This window comes from Paenibacillus sp. YIM B09110 (assembly GCF_037167145.1).
Taxonomy (GTDB): Bacteria; Bacillota; Bacilli; order Paenibacillales; family Paenibacillaceae; genus Pristimantibacillus.
Genome location: NZ_JBANSP010000013.1, coordinates 165,795 through 181,469, shown reverse-complemented (window position 1 = coordinate 181,469; position 15,675 = coordinate 165,795). Strand labels below are relative to the sequence as shown.

Genomic DNA, 15,675 nt, shown 5'->3' with positions numbered 1-15,675 from the left:
CTTACCACCCATACCGAATCATCTCCCTTGTCCTTATTTTAATTTATTTGGATAGGGAGACTCCAGTTTAATTAGGGGGCCTTGGAGAATATCCAATATAGCTCCATATCACCATTCATTCCGTCACAAGTTACTGCAAAAATCCAACATAGCAACCGGAGGTTAGCTGCATACCAAGCGTAAACGGCTGACTCCGTCCTCAGGTGGCAAAAGCAATTGTTTCACGGTGAAACTTATACTTCCCTAGATTTACGCAAAAGGGGCTGCCCTTAAGCCATTGGCTTCGGGACAGCCCCTATTTGCAGCGGTCAGCTATTAAAGAGTGCGGCGACTTCCGCTCCGCTTAGCGCCCGGTTGTAAATCCGGAAATCGTCTAATCCTCCATTCAAGTAGGCATCGCCGGAATATTGCGATCGGCCAAGATAGTTAAATGTCGTATTGCCGAGACTCGAAGGCTTAAGCGTCATATTCGCATTCGTCGCTACGGAGACGCCGTCCACGTACAGCGTGCCGGACGTTCCGTTCAACGTTACCGCAACATGCTTCCACACGCCGGTCGGGAACGCCGTCGTCGTCGACAGCCTCTGCTCTCCGCCGCTGCCGCTCGTCGTGATCGCGAACCGAAGCCCCGCGCCGCCCGGGCGCGGCGTAAGAAACATATTCGAGGTCGAGCCTGTGCCGAAGTCGAATATTCGCGTCCAGTTCGATGTATTGTTCACTTTAACCCAAGTGGCGATCGTGAAATCGTTTAATCCGCTGACGATGCCGCTTGGCAAGCTGCCATAGCCCGTCGTTCCGTTCAAATTAACGGCATTAGCCGCATGGCCGGCGGCCCAAGTTATGCCTCCGCTCAGCGTCGTATTCAAGCCGTTGCCCGAAGCATCGGCTGCTGTCGTGCCGCTCGTTTCATTGAATAAGTAATGGGCGATCAAATCGGTCGGCGGTTGGGTCCCGTTCAAGCTGATTGTGAACGACTTTGTAACCGGCGCTCTAAGCGCGTCATAGTCTCGCAATTGCACCGTGAACGTATAGCTGTTCTGCGGCGCGCTGCTCGAGATCGTTCCGCTAAGCGTCCCTTTGAAGCGGTCCAGCGTCAGTCCCGGCGGCAGCGTTCCGCTTGACACCGTCCAATCGTAGAACGGTACGCCGCCTTTCGCCGTAAGCGTCTGCGAATAGGCAGCGCCCTTCGTGCCCCCTGGCAGGGAAGTCGTAACGATGGACGGCGCAAGGAAAGGCGTCAAGTTTTTGTTCAGCTTCCATCCCGCGTTCTCCGCGATCAGCAGAGAAAGCTTCGTCATCATCCATCTTTTCGACAGGAACATATGGTTGCGCCCGCCGCTTTGACCGCTCAGCCGATCCCAATACAGGGAGTTCGCATCCGAGATGTGGTAGCTGCTGTCGAGCGGCACCGCGTTGCCTTGGTAAGCGATAACCTCGGGATCGTTGCCGCCGTTGGCGACATAGGCCGCCATGCCGTCCCAATCGCTGTGGAAGGCGACCGCGTGCCCGAACTCATGGGCGATCAAGCCGAGCAAATCCGTTTGGCAGTTGGACGTACAGGTAGAGGAAGGCATCTGCGTTAAGTAATATTCTTCGTCGTTCAAGGAGGTAAACGGCGTGAAGCCGGTATAAAAGTCCAGTATCGTTGCGAGCGAACGCGGGATCGGCCCCGGCACCTGAACGCCTCCGCGCTTGTGGTAATTGCCGTTGATCGCGGGGAAGCCGGTCGAATATGGATCGTTAATTCCGCGCAGAAAGATCCACATCCCGTTGTACGCGGCGTTATTCGTTACGGAGATTGAGTTCTGCCAGTTATCCCCCGGCAGCCAGATTTGCTCCGCGCCGGAAGCCACCGTATCGTAAGGCGCCTCGTCGAAGAAATAGAACCAGTCCTTAATCGCCTGCTCCGTGGCAGCCTTCACGCTCGCATCTCCGAATATATTGGTGATCGTATCAAATCGGTAGTCGAACTTGAGCGGCAACGACGGCTCGGCGTTGTCATCCTGATCGAGTACTCGAATCGCAACGGCCTGCGTGCTTGTCGCGTTGTTGCCTTGAACCACCTGCAAAGTCAGCGTGTAGTTCTCGATCTCTCCGTTGCCGCCGACCCGATCGGGGTGTATGGCCAAATTGAACTCTTGGGTCGAAGACGCATTGGCGAAGGTCAACGTCTTCGCCGCGCCGGTCGCCGACATCGTGCTCGGCTTGTTCATCATGAGGCGCGAGGTTCCTTGCGTCGTCAAATTAATCGTAACGGGGAATACCGCGCTTGTCGGCGGCTTTACCGTCAGCTTAACGAACGGATTAGCGAGATAGCCCTGCCAATCCACAAGCTCGATGCCGTTGTCATTCACCGTCCGTCCGAAAATATCGACGACCTCGGCGTAGTTTGCCGCAGCATAAACCGGTTTTGAGGGACCTGTGAAGAGCATGGCGAAGAGCATCGCCCCGACTAATAGGGCAGACACGACTGCACTAAGCGTCATGCTCCGTTTGCTTTGAACCGCATGAAATTCCATAACTTGAGCCTCCTTTTCATTCGTTCCAAATTCGAGGTGTGCACCGCATCGTCTTGCTGCATTTACATGGGCATCCCTCCTTCACAAGCCGGACGTGTTCACAGCGTCAAAGCCCGGAAAGCCGAGGGCATAATCCGCTCCTCTTCCCGATATTTCGCAACGGTGCGTCTGGATACCGTCACTCCCTCCTCGCGAAGCCGCGCGGCGAGGTCCGCGTCCGTGAACGGGCGCTGCTTGTTCTCTCCCGCGATTAGCGCTCGGATGCGATGCTTCACCGCACGGGAGGATACCGCTTCCCCGCCGTCTCCGCCGAGACTGGCGGAGAAGAACCGATGCATGGGAAGCACGCCGAACGGAGTGTCTACGTACTTGCCTCGCACGGCCCTGCTGACGGTTGAGAGATGATAGCCCGTATCCGCGGCGATCTGCTCCAACTTAAGAGGACGAATCGCCGAATCGCCTTCATCCAGAAACCGCTGCTGATGCGCGGCGATGGCGGCTGTCACTGAGGCTAACGCGCTCTTCCGAAAGCGCAGCATCCCTTCCAATTGAGCAGCTTCTTTTCTCTTCGCCGCGACCCAGTCCCTCCACTGGCGAGATTCCGCTCCCGTATCAAGCACGGACGCATGAAAGCTTATCTGGAACGGAGACGCAACACGAACGGCGAATCCCGCCCCGCCTTCGATTCGGCGCAGCTTGATCTCCGGTATCGCGTACGAAACTCCGGATTCACCGTATGGAAGCCCCGGACGCGGATGGAGTCCTCGCAAATACCGAACGGCGCGTTCAATCTCTAGTTCCCCTGCTCCCAGCGCTTTTCCGATGGCCTTCCATCGCCCTTTGGCAACGTCGCCGAGATGCCATTGAATCAGCTCTATGACGAACTTAGGCGCGAAGCTGTCTCGGGATGCCTGCAGCATTAAACATTCTTTCATCGATGCTGCCGCAACGCCTGCCGGCTCCAATGCGTGGAGCAGGCGCAGTCCTGCTTCCACGACGCTCGTCGCAAGCCCCGTGCATGCCGCCGCGTCGTCGAGCCCGATTTCCAGATACCCCGATTCATTCAAGCTGCCCGCCAGGAAAGCGGCAGCCCGCTTCGCCTCTCCCGGCGCGTCAGACAATCTAATCTGGGCGAGCAGCGCTTGCTCCAGTGATTCCTGCTCCGTGCGATGCCCCGCCAGACCGGCTGACTCGGCCAGCCAGCCGGCATCGCGCTTGCGATTGCCGCCTTGCGTTATCCACTCCAGCTGAATCAATGGATTGTCCAGTTCAAACTCCTGCAAGTAGGAGAACAGATCCGCAGTCGTCATCTGCAGCAGCATGAGCGATTGCCGCAGCTCCGGCGCAAGCGAGCAACGCATCTGCGGCAATAGGAGCATATTCATAGCCGAGCTCGGCGGCGTCATTGATCCCGCTCCGTTCCCCTAGTGTCTCGCCTGCGCGCGACGCCGTCCGCATATGCCGCGGAAACGACGGCTCGGCGCACGCCTTCGACGACGGCCGGATTAAATACGCTCGGAACGATGTAATCCGCAGCCAGCTCATCGTCCGCGACGACCGCTGCAATCGCCCCGGCGGCGGCGAGCTTCATCCCTTCCGTAATGCGGGATGCCCGGCAATCCAACGCGCCGCGGAATATGCCCGGAAAGCAAAGCACGTTATTGATTTGGTTCGGATAATCCGATCTTCCCGTACCGACGACGGCGGCTATGCCCTCAAGCAGCTCCGGCATGATTTCCGGCGTCGGGTTGGCGAGCGCGAACACGATCGGTTCGCTTGCCATCAGAGACACATGCTCCGGCAGCAAGGCGCCCGGCCCGGATACGCCGACGAACACATCGGCGCCGGCAAGCGCTTCGCGCAGCCCTCCGCACAGACCGTCCGGATTGCTAATAGTCGCGCAATGCCGCCACGCCTCATTGTCGTAGTTGCCGTCGCGCATCAGAATGCCTTGCCGGTCAACGGCGTACAAGTGCCGCACGCCCGCCGAATGCAGCATGCTCACGATTGCCGTCCCCGCTGCGCCGATTCCGCATACGACGACGCGCAATCCGGCCAGCGGTTTGCCGACCCATTTGGCCGCGTTGATGAGCGCCGCGAGCATCACGACGGCCGTACCGTGCTGATCGTCGTGAAAGACCGGGATGTCGAGCCGCTCCTGCAGCCTGCGTTCGATCTCGAAGCAGCGCGGCGACGATATATCCTCCAGATTAATGCCCCCGAACGCGGGGGCGATTCGGACTACCGTATCGATAATGGCCTCCGTCTCCTGCGTATCGAGGCAGATCGGAAAGGCGTCGACGCCGCCCAGCTCCTTGAACAGCATCGCCTTTCCCTCCATCACCGGCATCGCCGCCGCCGGCCCGATGTTCCCGAGTCCAAGTACGGCGGTGCCGTCAGTGACGACGGCAATCGTGTTGCGTTTAATCGTCAACGTATGAACCGCTGTGGGATCGGCGTGGATAGCCATGCAGACGCTGGCGACCCCTGGCGTATAGACGCGCGATAGATCGTCGCGCGTTCTGATTTTGATCCGCGGCGTCACCTCAAGCTTTCCGCCGAGGTGCAGCAGCAGCGTCTGATCCGATACCTTCGCGACCGATACCCCTTCGATTCGGTTAATGGCCTCCACGATTGCACCTGGCGATGACTCCGCGACCCGAATCGTATAATCGCGAATTCCCCGCTTGCCGGCACGGATCACATCGATAGCGACGACGTCGCCTCCCGCCAAGCCGATCGCCGTTACGAGCCGGCCGGAAGCGGCGGGGGCGAATTCCATTTCCAAGCGAACGATAAGATTTCCCCCGTAACCCGTATCCATGTCTTTCCTCCATTCACCGCGCGTTAACGGTATTGAATCGCGCATGTCTTTAGATGGGTGTAGAAATCGAGCGCGGATTGGCCCTGCTCTCTGCTATGGGAGCTCGAATCCTTCATCCCGCCGAAGGGAGCCTGATATTCGACGCCTCCCGTTTCCTGATTAACCCGTACCATGCCCGCTTCCGCTTCATCCAGAAACCGGAACGCGTCGTTCAAGCTTCTTGTGAACACCGAGGCGCTAAGGCCGAAGACGGTCCGATTGACAAGTCCGATCGCTTCGTCGATGTTATCCGCGGGGAGCATCACGGCCAGCGGGCCGAACACCTCCTCTTGAACGAGAGGATGCTCGGCCGATACCCCCTCCACGAGCAGCGGAGAAATATAGTACCCTTCACCCTCCCCTTCAGCTCCCGGACCGACAGCTGCGATTGTTGCCTCCGCGAGCGCGGTCCCCACGTACCCGTTCACCGTATTGAATTGTTCCAACGATGCGACGGGTCCGAGGTACGCACCTTCGTTCATCGCATTCGCTATTCGCAGCTTCGCCATCGCTTCGGCGGTCTTGGACGCGAACTCGTCGTAAACCGTCCTTTCGACGATAACCCTGCTTGTCGCCGTGCATTTCTGCCCCGCGGAGCGAAATGCGCCGCTTACGACAGCCGCGACCGCGGCATCAAGATCGGCATCGCGCAGGATGACGGCGGCGTTCTTGCCGCCCATCTCCGTCTGGTACTTTAAATTCCGCGCGGCGCTCGCAGCAGCGACCCGCAGCCCCGTTGCGGAAGACCCCGTGAAGCTGATCGCGTCGATCGCCGCTTCCGCAAGCAACGCTTGGCCGACGATGCTCCCTTTGCCGATAATCAAATTAAGCGTACCTGCGGGCAATTCAGCTTCGGCGAATATTTCCGCCAGCTTGACCGCGGTTAGACAACCGTTCTCCGCCGGCTTCCAGACGACCGTATTGCCGCATATCAAAGCGGGAGCAATCTTCCAGATTGGAATGGCCACCGGGAAATTCCAAGGCGTAATGACCGCTGCCACCCCGATCGGGACGCGGACCGAATACTGCTTTACATTCGCGAACGACGAAGGGATCATCTGACCGTTCGCACGGACGCCTTCCGCTGCATAATAGCGAAGCAAATGAACGCCGCGCGCCACTTCCCCGCGCATTTCGACAATCGGCTTGCCCATCTCTGCGCTGGCGAGCTTCGCCAGCTCGGCTCCGTGCGCCTCCAGCAAGCCGGCCATGCGGTAGAGGCATTCGCCTCTTGCGGCTCCCGTCATCGCCGCCCACTTCGGCTGCGCGCTCCGCGCAGCATCGACCGCCGCGAATAGATCCGCCTTACTGGACAAATGGACGTATCCGACCGTCTTGGCCAGATCCGACGGATTTCGGATTTCGAGCGTGCCCGCTTCCGGCTTGCTCCATCCTCCGCCAATCCAGTTTCTTGATTCCATATCGATCGCTCCCTTCCGAGTACCGTCTATTCAGCCGTCGCGTACGCATACGCTTCCCGAACCTCGTTCTGCTCCGCCTCCGTCAGCGGCAGCCGCGGCGGACGAGTCAGTCCCATTGGCCGTCCAGCCAATTCCATGCTGTATTTGATCGCCTGAACGAGGCGCGGATTCGCATCCCAATGGAATAACGGAATTAATTTGCGGTAAATAACGATCGCCTCTTCCAACTTTCCCTGCTGGGCGAGCTTGAACATCCGAACGCTCTCCGCCGGCAATACGTTCGTAAGACCTGCGATCCAGCCCGATGCGCCGAGCAGTCCGCCCTCCATAGCCAAATCGTCAACGCCGATCATGATTTGCAGATCGGTCAGCCTTTGAATATCGTGAACTCTTCGGATGTCGCCAGAGAATTCCTTGACGGCCACTACATTCTCGATCGCGGACAGCTTCTGCAGAAAAGCCGGCTTCATGTCCGTCGGGTAATCATGCGGATTGTTGTATACGACGATCGGCAGTCCGACCGCGGACAGCGACTCGTAGTGGTGGAACACCTCGGCTTCCGTCGGCCTGTAGCTGATCGGAGGCAGCGCCATAATGCCCGCCGCGCCGGCTTGCTTGGCATGCTCCGCCCATTGAACGGCCATCCCCGTAGATGGCGCGGCCGTGCCGACGATCACAGGCACCCTCCCTGCCGCGGCGGCAATGGCCGTCTCGACGACCGTCTTCCGCTCTTCCGCGGATAACGTCGCATATTCCCCGACCGAGCCGGTCGGGACAATGCCGTCGACGCCTTCGCCGATCAACCAGTCGACATGCTCAGCCAAGCGGGAAACGTCCACATTCAGTTTGTCATCAAAAGGGGTAACGATCGCGACATAAACGCCGGTAAAAAGACTCATTCTTGTTTCCTCCTCGTTATGACAGCGCAAGCCGTCCATATTAGATCCCAATAAGCGCTTTGGGGCTTGATGTGAGCACTTCTACGCCATACGATGTCACAAGCACATCATCCTCGATACGGACGCCTTCCACGTTCGGAATGTACACGCCCGGCTCAACGGTCAGCACGTTGCCCGGTTCGAGAATGGAATCGCTTTGCCTTGAGAGACGAAGCTGCTCGTGAATTTCCAAGCCGATGCCATGCCCCAGACCGTGCCCGAAATATTCGCCATAGCCCCGCTCGGCGATAACATCCCGGCCGAGCGCGTCTCCTTCCTTGCCGTTCATGCCGGGGCGCAAGCCGCGAATCGTTTTTTCGTTGGCGACAAGTACCGCATCGTATATTGCCCGCTGCCTTTCATCCGGCTTGCCCACGAATACGGTTCTTGTTATATCCGACATGTACCCGTTCACGATCGCGCCGAAATCGAGAGTCACGAATTCGTTCTGGCCAATTTCCTTCGTGCTCGCTACGCCGTGCGGCAGCGCCGATCGGTATCCCGAGGCAACAATAAAGCCCGGCCAGCCGCATTCCGCTCCAAGCAGCCGGATGCGGTATTCCAGCTCCGCCGCGATTCTCCGCTCCGTCGTGCCGGGACGGATGAGCGGCAATATTTGAAAAAACGCCTCGTCCGCAATGCGAGCCGCTTCCCTGAGCGAAGCGATCTCACCTTCGTCCTTGACGTTGCGAAGCTTCTCCACGATGTCTTCGGTCTCTACGCACACGCATCCGTTACCGCCTAACTCCTCTTGCAGCATCCGGGCTTGCGCCATGGTCAATCGACTACTTTCAACAGCCAGCTCGCGAACGCCGAGCTTGCGGACAAGCTCCGCGATCGACGCGAAGGGCCGCTCCCCGTGCCGTTCCACCGTAAAGAGCGAAGCTTGCTCCGCCGCTTGCGACAGATAACGGAAATCGGTCAGCAGCACTGCGTGCCCGCCGGTAACGATCGCATAACCCGAAGTTCCGGTAAACCCGGTCATGTATAGGCGATTCGGTCCATGCGAAAGGAGAATGGCTTCTAACCCTCTCTGCTTCAGCACGGAGCGCAGTCTGGACAATCTTTCATTCGTCATCCGGAGTCAGTCTCCTCACCCTTTAATCCCCGTCAGCGTAATGCCCTCGATAAAGTAGCGCTGCGCGAGGAAAAAAAGCAAAATAATCGGCGCGACCATCGTAGCCGACGCGGCCATCAGATAGCCCCACTGCGCATTGTAAAGTCCTTTAAATGAAGCGAGCCCTAACGCCATCGTAAAGTTGGATTCCGAGCTGAGGTACAGAGTAGGCTCCAAAAATTGATTCCACACGTCGTTGAACGAAAAGACCGTTATGACCAGCAAAGCGGGTTTGGATAGCGGTATGATGACTCGCCAAAGCACCGTCAAAGGCCCTGCGCCGTCCATATAGGCCGCCTCGTCAAGCTCGCGGGGAATGGACAAATAAAACTGGCGCATTAGAAAAATAGCGAAAACGCCTTGCCCGGTATAGACGCCGGCGCCGAACCAAGAGGGCAGCGCGAGCGGAACGAACGAATCGAGCGCTCCCACTTCCCGCCACAGGACGAACATGGGTATGAGCGTCGCTGCGCCAGGCAGCATGCCGGTTGCCATCAGCACCCCGAACACGATGTTTCTTCCCGGCCACCTCAGCCTTGCGAACGTATAGGCCGAGATGATCGTCGTGACGAGAACGCCGCTTACCGTGAGCAATTCAAGCGTCATTGTATTCAGGAAGAAGCGGCTGAACGGCACGGCGGTGAGCGCTTCCGGATAATTGCTCCAACGGAAAGGGCTGGGCACCCACTCCGGCGGGAAAATGAATATTTGCGCATTATCCATCAAGGAGCTTCGGGCCAGCCAAACGAGCGGCAAAATCATCAGCAGGCTGAGCAAAATGAGCGTAATATACGTAACGATGCGGGGATTGGTTCTGCTCACTATTTTCCGCCCCCTTCGTAATACACCCATTTGCGGGACGTCCGGAACGTAATGAGCGTCAGCACGACGATAATAATGAACAAAATCCAGGACAGCGCGGAGGCATAACCGATCTTCGTCTCGGTGAAGGCAACGCGGTACAGATAGACGACATAGAGCAAGGTAGCGTTATTCGGTCCGCCCTGCGTCATGACATACACGCTGTCGAAGCTTTGGAAAGCCCCGATCTGCATCATGACCATATTGAAGAAAATCGTCGGCGTCATCGAAGGCAAAGTGACATGGTAAAACTTGCGCCAAGCTCCTCCCCCGTCCACTTCAACCGCTTCGTACAGATGCGCGGGAACGGATTGCAGCCCGGCCAAAAAAATGATCATATAATTGCCGACGCCCCATACGCTCATGAGCGCGATCGAGGGAATCGCCGTTTCTTCCGCATAGATCCATTGGCTGCCGGGCAGCCCTACGAATTCGAGCATCGAATTGAGCAAGCCGAAGTCGGGATTGAACAGCCACAGCCACAGCATCGTACTGGCTATCCGAGGAACGATGGAGGGTAAAAAAAAGATCGTGCGAAAAATCGATAATCCTTTTACTTTGCGGTTCAGAAGCATGGCCAGCCCGAATGCGGCGACAATAGCGACCGGCACCGTAGCGAGCACGTAATAGACGGTCACGAACAGCGATTTCGTAAATACCGGGTCTTCCGTTAAAATCGTCTCGTAGTTTCTCAAGCCTACGAAAGAGGATTGTCCGCCTATTTGCCAGTCGGTCAAGCTGAAGGCAAAGGATGCAATGATCGGGCCTATGGCGAACAGAATCAATCCCAGCGTAACCGGAAGCGCGAGAAGCATGCCCCAGCGGCGTTCCATCTTGAGAAGTCCGGACTTGTTGCGACTCATATTGGCTCCCTCCTTCCGGAATAGGTGAACGATGCGGCGATCAAGGGAGCGGAGCGGCGGCCAGCGCCGCCGCATTCCGCTTTACGTACGGATACGGGCCGTTATTCGTTCGGATATTCCCCTTGGATGAGAGGCTCAATCTGCGGCTTCAGTTCATCGAGCGCTTCTTGGGCTGTTTTCTTGTTCGTCCATATGAGGTCCAGTCCCGGTGTGAGCTTGCTGTTGATTTCCGGCCAATTTTTGATCGCCGTCGATGGAGATTTGACTGCATAGCCCTTCGTATATTCGATGCCGGCCTGCAGAAATTCCGGCGGATGCGCGGGATTATCGGTCCACTGCTTAATGGCCGCTTCTTCCGAGTAATACTTTTCCTCCGTCGGCATCCAGAGACCCGTACGGTACAAATCGACCTGCTCCGGATTGTTATGGAACAAGTAGAACTCCAGCGCCTCGGCAGGATGCTTCGTCGAATTGAAGACGACCGTCGTACCGGCCAGAATGACCGTCTTCGGCTCCTTCAGCTTCGGCAACACGCCGATGCCGTAATGGAGTTCCTTGTTGTTCGTCAAGTCGAGCAGCGCCCACGTTCCGTCGAGCACCATTGCGACTTTGCGCGTTTGAAGGCGAACATGGTTATCCGGCATATTTTGCTGCTGAATCAGATTCGGAGAAACGTGGTGGACATAAATCAAATCCTGCAGCTTCTGGAACACTTCGACGGCCTCCGGCTGGTTAAGCGCGTAGTTTTTGCCGGAATCGTCCAGAATGCCTGCCCCGTTGCTCTCGAGCAGCGGACCGTACGTGCCGCGGTCGGTACCGAACGAGAAGCCGTACGTATCGATGTTCTTCGCATCGAAGTTCGGATCCTCCGCATTCCGGCCTTTGTTGTCTTTCGTCAGCTTCTTGGCGACGGATACGAACTCATCCCACGTCCAGGCTTGCGTCGGATCGGAAGGCGGAAGCGCGATGCCTGCTTCCGTGAAAATATCCTTGTTGTAGTAGAGGACCATAACCTCGAGCGCGGTAAAGTTGGCCACCGCTTTGCCTGGCTCCGTGAACAGATACGAAGCTTTCAGCTTGTTTTGCAGCTCGGGGTAAGTATCGTAGTATTGGCTGAAATCAAGCAGCTTGCCCTCGCTGCCCCATTTGTTCGTCAAGCCGTCACCCAGATAAGCGACGTCCGGCAGCTCGTTAGCCGCCATCAATGTATTCATCTTCGTGTTGTAATCGCCTGGAACATGCTCGCCCGTCACCTGGATGTGAGAGTGGGATTCATTGAACGATTTGATCATGTTATCCATTGCCTTCTTCTCGTCCGTGCTGCCCCAGTACATGAACTTCAGCTTGACCGTTTCTTTCGGCGCTTCGCTCTTTTCCGTTTCGGCCGGCGCCTTCGATTCGCTTGGGGCCGTCGTCGGGTCTCCGTTGCCATTGCCGCCGTTCGAGCTGCAAGCTGCCATCAAGCCAAGCAAGACAGCCAACAATAGGAAAAACCATCTTCGTCTGCGTATCACCATCATGCTGGAATCCCCTCTCCATATGGAAATAAGTCTTTCGCATTCATTATCCGACTTTCCGGTGACGGCCAATATAAGGTTGCTCCATGTCCTCTTTGTTTTGGTCCGATTGTTTCAGCTTGTAGCCCCTATAAACAAAATAGATACCTCTGTTGCTCAGAGGTATCGTTTGCGAAATTCCGACGGCGTCAGGCCCATATTTTTTTTGAAGGCCATGCTGAAGTAGTTCGTATCGCTATAACCGACCGCCTCCGCGATCGCGGACACCTTTTGTCCCGGATCGAGCAGCAGCTCCCTGGCCCGCTCGAAGCGAACGCGGCTTAAAAAATCGGCAAAGCACTCGCCGGTCACCTGCTTGAAGCGCGAGCTGACGTACTTCGGGCTCAAGTGCAAATAATCAGCGAGACCGTTCAGGCTCGCCTCTTCGTGTAAATGCTCGCGTATCCAATGCCTCGCGTCCTCAAACATCTTCGGAACGGCAAACTCCCGCGATTCCCGAATCCATTTCCCGACTTTCAAGAAATAATCGGAAATGAAAGCGACAATGTCGCTTCCGCTCGTCATCCGCGACATTTCGAGCAGCGGATCACGGCAGAATCGCCCGCCCCTGTCCGGCAGCGGAAAGTCCTGAACGACCCGCATGACATAGAGCACGAGCTGCGTCGCCATCAGCTTCACTTGCCGCGATGGCAGGCTTGCGAATTGCGCCGTCCATTCCTGCAGAATCGATAACACAGCGCCGTCGTTTCCCGCGCGGATTTCGGACAGGAGTATCAACTCCTTGTCGAGCAGCGTTCGATTGTTCGTGGTCGCGATTTGCACGCTTTCGTACGGAATGATCTGCCCGTCTCCTATCCAACCCTTATGCTCTGCTGCATGCAGCGCTTCCCTATAAGCTTCCGGCAGCAGCTTCAGCTCCGACAATAACCGGCTTGCGCCGATCGTAATCGACACGTCCATATACGACTGGACGGCGGTTCGAACGCTCTTGGCCGCCTCGGTTACCGTTCCCCTTCCGGCGGAAGAGAGCACGATAAGCAGCCGGTCAAGAGACGTCGCCGCTCCGTATGCCGCCGCGCTTACTTGCGCCGCTTCGGTCGCCAGCTTGGCGAACGCGAGGCCGTACAGTTGGCGATCCTCCGCCGTCGAGAGCCGGGAGGGCAGCACATCCAGCTCGCAGCAAAGCACTGCGAAAGGCGGCTTCGCTTCTGCAAGCGGAGCCCCGGCAGCGCGCAGCTCCGCGATGGCGTCACCCCAAGACCGCCGCTGCAGAAGCAAATCCAGCAGCGCGTATTCCTGCATTCTGTGACGCTCCCGACTCCGTCTAGCATCACCGCTTTCGTCAAACCGACCGCGTCTCGACAATCGCTCCTCCGCCCGAAGCAGACCGGACGTCAGTTCATCCTTCGTAATAGGCTTGAGCATATAATCGACAGTCTCGAGCGTGATCGCTTCCCGAATAAACGCCATAGAGTTATAACCGGTCAGAAACAGCAGCTGCGTCTCTTCGTCAATAGCCCGAATTCGACGTGCCACGTCCAATCCGCTGAAGTCCGGCAGGTTGATGTCGAGAAGAACAATGTCCGGCTTCAGCTCCTCGTATAGGCGCATCGCCGTTTCCCCGTCTTCGGCGGCGCCTGCAACCTGGACAGGTAGCTCCATCTGAGCAATCAGATGCTTCAAGCCTTCGCGAATGTGGTGTTCGTCATCAACGATCAGCAATCGACGCATCTTTTTCCCCCTCTAAGACTGCTCCTCACGAATGGGAACATACAAAGTAATCGTCGTATATTTTCCGAGCTCGCTTGCAATGTGAACGCCGAATTCGGAACCGTAATGTCGCAGCCGTTCATGCACGTTTCTTAGACCGAACCCGATTGCGCCGACCTCCTCATGCTGTCCACTCAACGTTCGCCGAATTTCATCGAGCCTTTGTTCAGGTATACCGTTACCGTCATCGCTGATCGAGAAGCGCAGTCGTCCTTCTTCACGAACGCCGGACAGCATTAGGTAGACTACGTCTTTCCTTCGCTTTGCCCCGTGATAGATGGCGTTCTCCACGATGGGCTGGAAGATCAGCTTAGGCACACGGCAGTGCAAAATATCTTCGTCGATCTCCGATATCCATTCCAACTTGTCCTTGAAGCGGAATTGTTGGACGCGAACGTACGCGCCCGCATGCTCTGCCTCGTCGGCAACGGTAATTTCCTCGCTGCCTTGGCTAAGCGCGATACGAAAAAACTTGCCTAGCGCGCCAATGACCTCGGACATTTCGTTATGACCGCTCGCAAGCGCCAGGCCGTTCAACGATTCCAGTGTATTGTATAGGAAATGGGGGTTAATCTGCGCCTGCAAAGCCCGGAATTCCGCTTCCTTCCGCGAAAGCAGCGCCTCGTAAACCCGCTCGTTCAGCTCCTTGTTTTCTGTCATCATCCGCTCGAATCGGTCGCCGATCTGTCCGACTTCGTCCAGCGGATCGAAAGGCGGGAGCGCCGAGGCCATGCCGCCCGTCGTGCCTATCAAGCGGCGCAGCCGGCGGAGCGGCCGCCTGATCGTATCGCTCATCCGATACGCGACGATCCAGCCGATTACGAACACGACGAGAAATATTTCCATCGTCCATCTGCCAATCTGATTCGCGTCCTTTAATAACGCGTCCGCTTCGGCCAAGTGCAGAAGCGTCCATTGGTTGGCCGCAAGCGGCGCGTAAGAAACCATCGTCCGCTTGCCGTTCCAATCCGTCCAGCCTTTATCCTGCGTCGGACGGCTTGCTGCGGCTTCCGCGACTTCGCGCAGCGCGCGATGATCCGCGACGGCCCCTTCTGGCATCCGATAGACCGAATTGCCGCCGCTGTCCACGATCCAGAACTGCTCCTTATCATTCGGGTCCAACACGGATATGCCGCTAAAAAAATGCACCTTCTCGATTTCCAGCATCAAGAAACCAAGATCTTCGTAATTTCCTTCCGTCTGCCGCAGCAGCTTGCCGACATACAGATGCTCATCATCCGCGGAAGCATTCCCGTTGCCTTCAAAGGGTGAGCCGTCATGCCACATGATGCGATTGTCGCTGCGCAGTTGGTCATAATAAATGCGGGCTTCCAGTTCAGTCGGGAGACCCCCGAAGCGGATCGAATCGTTGCCTTGATAGAACGTTTGATTTTCACCGCCGCCGGGGGCGTATACAAGTGTGGATATAATGTAGGATTTCGTCTGCGTTTGCGCTCGGATAATTTTGTTCACCCGCTCTACGTTGCGAAGGAAATCGTAATCGTCCGCCGGGCGCAGTTGCAATATCGCTTGTACTTCGGGGTTGCCTAGAATAGCGTTAGTTAAATCGTGAAGATCAGCAATCGTGCGGTTCAAGAAGCTCTCGCTCATTTGCCTCGATTGCGTCGCGCGCTCCTCCGCCTTGCCGACGAGGGAATGTACGGCTATGCGATGGAAGGTAAAGGTTAGGACAAACATCGGCACGACCGTAAGCAGCAAGGTAAGCATCAGAAATTTACCCCGTATCGTACGGATCCTCCATACTCTGCCCCGCCGTATTTTCATCCGTCGTCCGCCTCCCTTTCG

At 57.0% G+C, this 15,675-nt stretch carries 11 protein-coding genes; all 11 read right to left on the bottom strand.

Going from position 1 to position 15,675, the window contains the following annotated elements:
* Nucleotides 1-308: 308 nt before the first annotated feature.
* Nucleotides 309-2,519 carry a LamG-like jellyroll fold domain-containing protein gene (locus tag V8F51_RS19645; protein WP_337102103.1) on the bottom strand — a complete coding sequence of 737 codons (2,211 nt, stop codon included), beginning with the start codon at nucleotides 2,517-2,519 and terminating at the stop codon, nucleotides 309-311.
* A gap of 98 nt (nucleotides 2,520-2,617) precedes the next feature.
* Nucleotides 2,618-3,925 carry an RNA polymerase factor sigma-54 gene (gene rpoN, locus V8F51_RS19640; RefSeq protein WP_337102102.1) on the bottom strand — a complete coding sequence of 436 codons (1,308 nt, stop codon included), beginning with the start codon at nucleotides 3,923-3,925 and terminating at the stop codon, nucleotides 2,618-2,620.
* Entirely contained in the window at nucleotides 3,922-5,343 is a 1,422-nt protein-coding gene (locus V8F51_RS19635) for an NAD-dependent malic enzyme (RefSeq protein ID WP_337102101.1), read from the bottom strand. Before V8F51_RS19635 ends, rpoN begins: the two co-directional genes overlap by 4 nt.
* A 23-nt stretch (nucleotides 5,344-5,366) precedes the next feature.
* Nucleotides 5,367-6,803: an aldehyde dehydrogenase family protein gene (locus V8F51_RS19630; protein ID WP_337102100.1), complete on the bottom strand. Its 1,437-nt coding sequence runs from the start codon at nucleotides 6,801-6,803 to the stop codon at nucleotides 5,367-5,369.
* 26 nt (nucleotides 6,804-6,829) lie between these two features.
* A complete protein-coding gene (gene dapA / locus V8F51_RS19625; RefSeq protein WP_337102099.1) occupies nucleotides 6,830-7,702 on the bottom strand; it encodes a 4-hydroxy-tetrahydrodipicolinate synthase in 873 nt (290 codons plus the stop codon).
* Between the two features lie 40 nt (nucleotides 7,703-7,742).
* Nucleotides 7,743-8,819, bottom strand: a complete 1,077-nt coding sequence (locus V8F51_RS19620) for a M24 family metallopeptidase (RefSeq protein ID WP_337102098.1) — start codon at nucleotides 8,817-8,819, stop codon at nucleotides 7,743-7,745.
* A 15-nt stretch (nucleotides 8,820-8,834) separates the two neighbouring features.
* Nucleotides 8,835-9,710: a carbohydrate ABC transporter permease gene (locus V8F51_RS19615; protein ID WP_442956462.1), complete on the bottom strand. Its 876-nt coding sequence runs from the start codon at nucleotides 9,708-9,710 to the stop codon at nucleotides 8,835-8,837.
* The gene (locus V8F51_RS19610; protein ID WP_337102097.1) at nucleotides 9,680-10,582 is read right to left on the bottom strand and encodes a carbohydrate ABC transporter permease; all 903 of its coding nucleotides are present in this window, start codon (nucleotides 10,580-10,582) and stop codon (nucleotides 9,680-9,682) included. The genes V8F51_RS19615 and V8F51_RS19610 overlap by 31 nt, the downstream gene beginning before the upstream one ends.
* A gap of 101 nt (nucleotides 10,583-10,683) precedes the next feature.
* On the bottom strand, nucleotides 10,684-12,102 hold the full coding sequence (locus V8F51_RS19605) for an ABC transporter substrate-binding protein (protein WP_337102096.1): 1,419 nt from the start codon (nucleotides 12,100-12,102) through the stop codon (nucleotides 10,684-10,686).
* A gap of 153 nt (nucleotides 12,103-12,255) precedes the next feature.
* A complete protein-coding gene (locus V8F51_RS19600; RefSeq protein WP_337102095.1) occupies nucleotides 12,256-13,830 on the bottom strand; it encodes a response regulator transcription factor in 1,575 nt (524 codons plus the stop codon).
* A 12-nt stretch (nucleotides 13,831-13,842) separates the two neighbouring features.
* The gene (locus tag V8F51_RS19595) at nucleotides 13,843-15,654 is read right to left on the bottom strand and encodes a cache domain-containing sensor histidine kinase (protein WP_337102094.1); all 1,812 of its coding nucleotides are present in this window, start codon (nucleotides 15,652-15,654) and stop codon (nucleotides 13,843-13,845) included.
* Nucleotides 15,655-15,675: the final 21 nt, after the last annotated feature.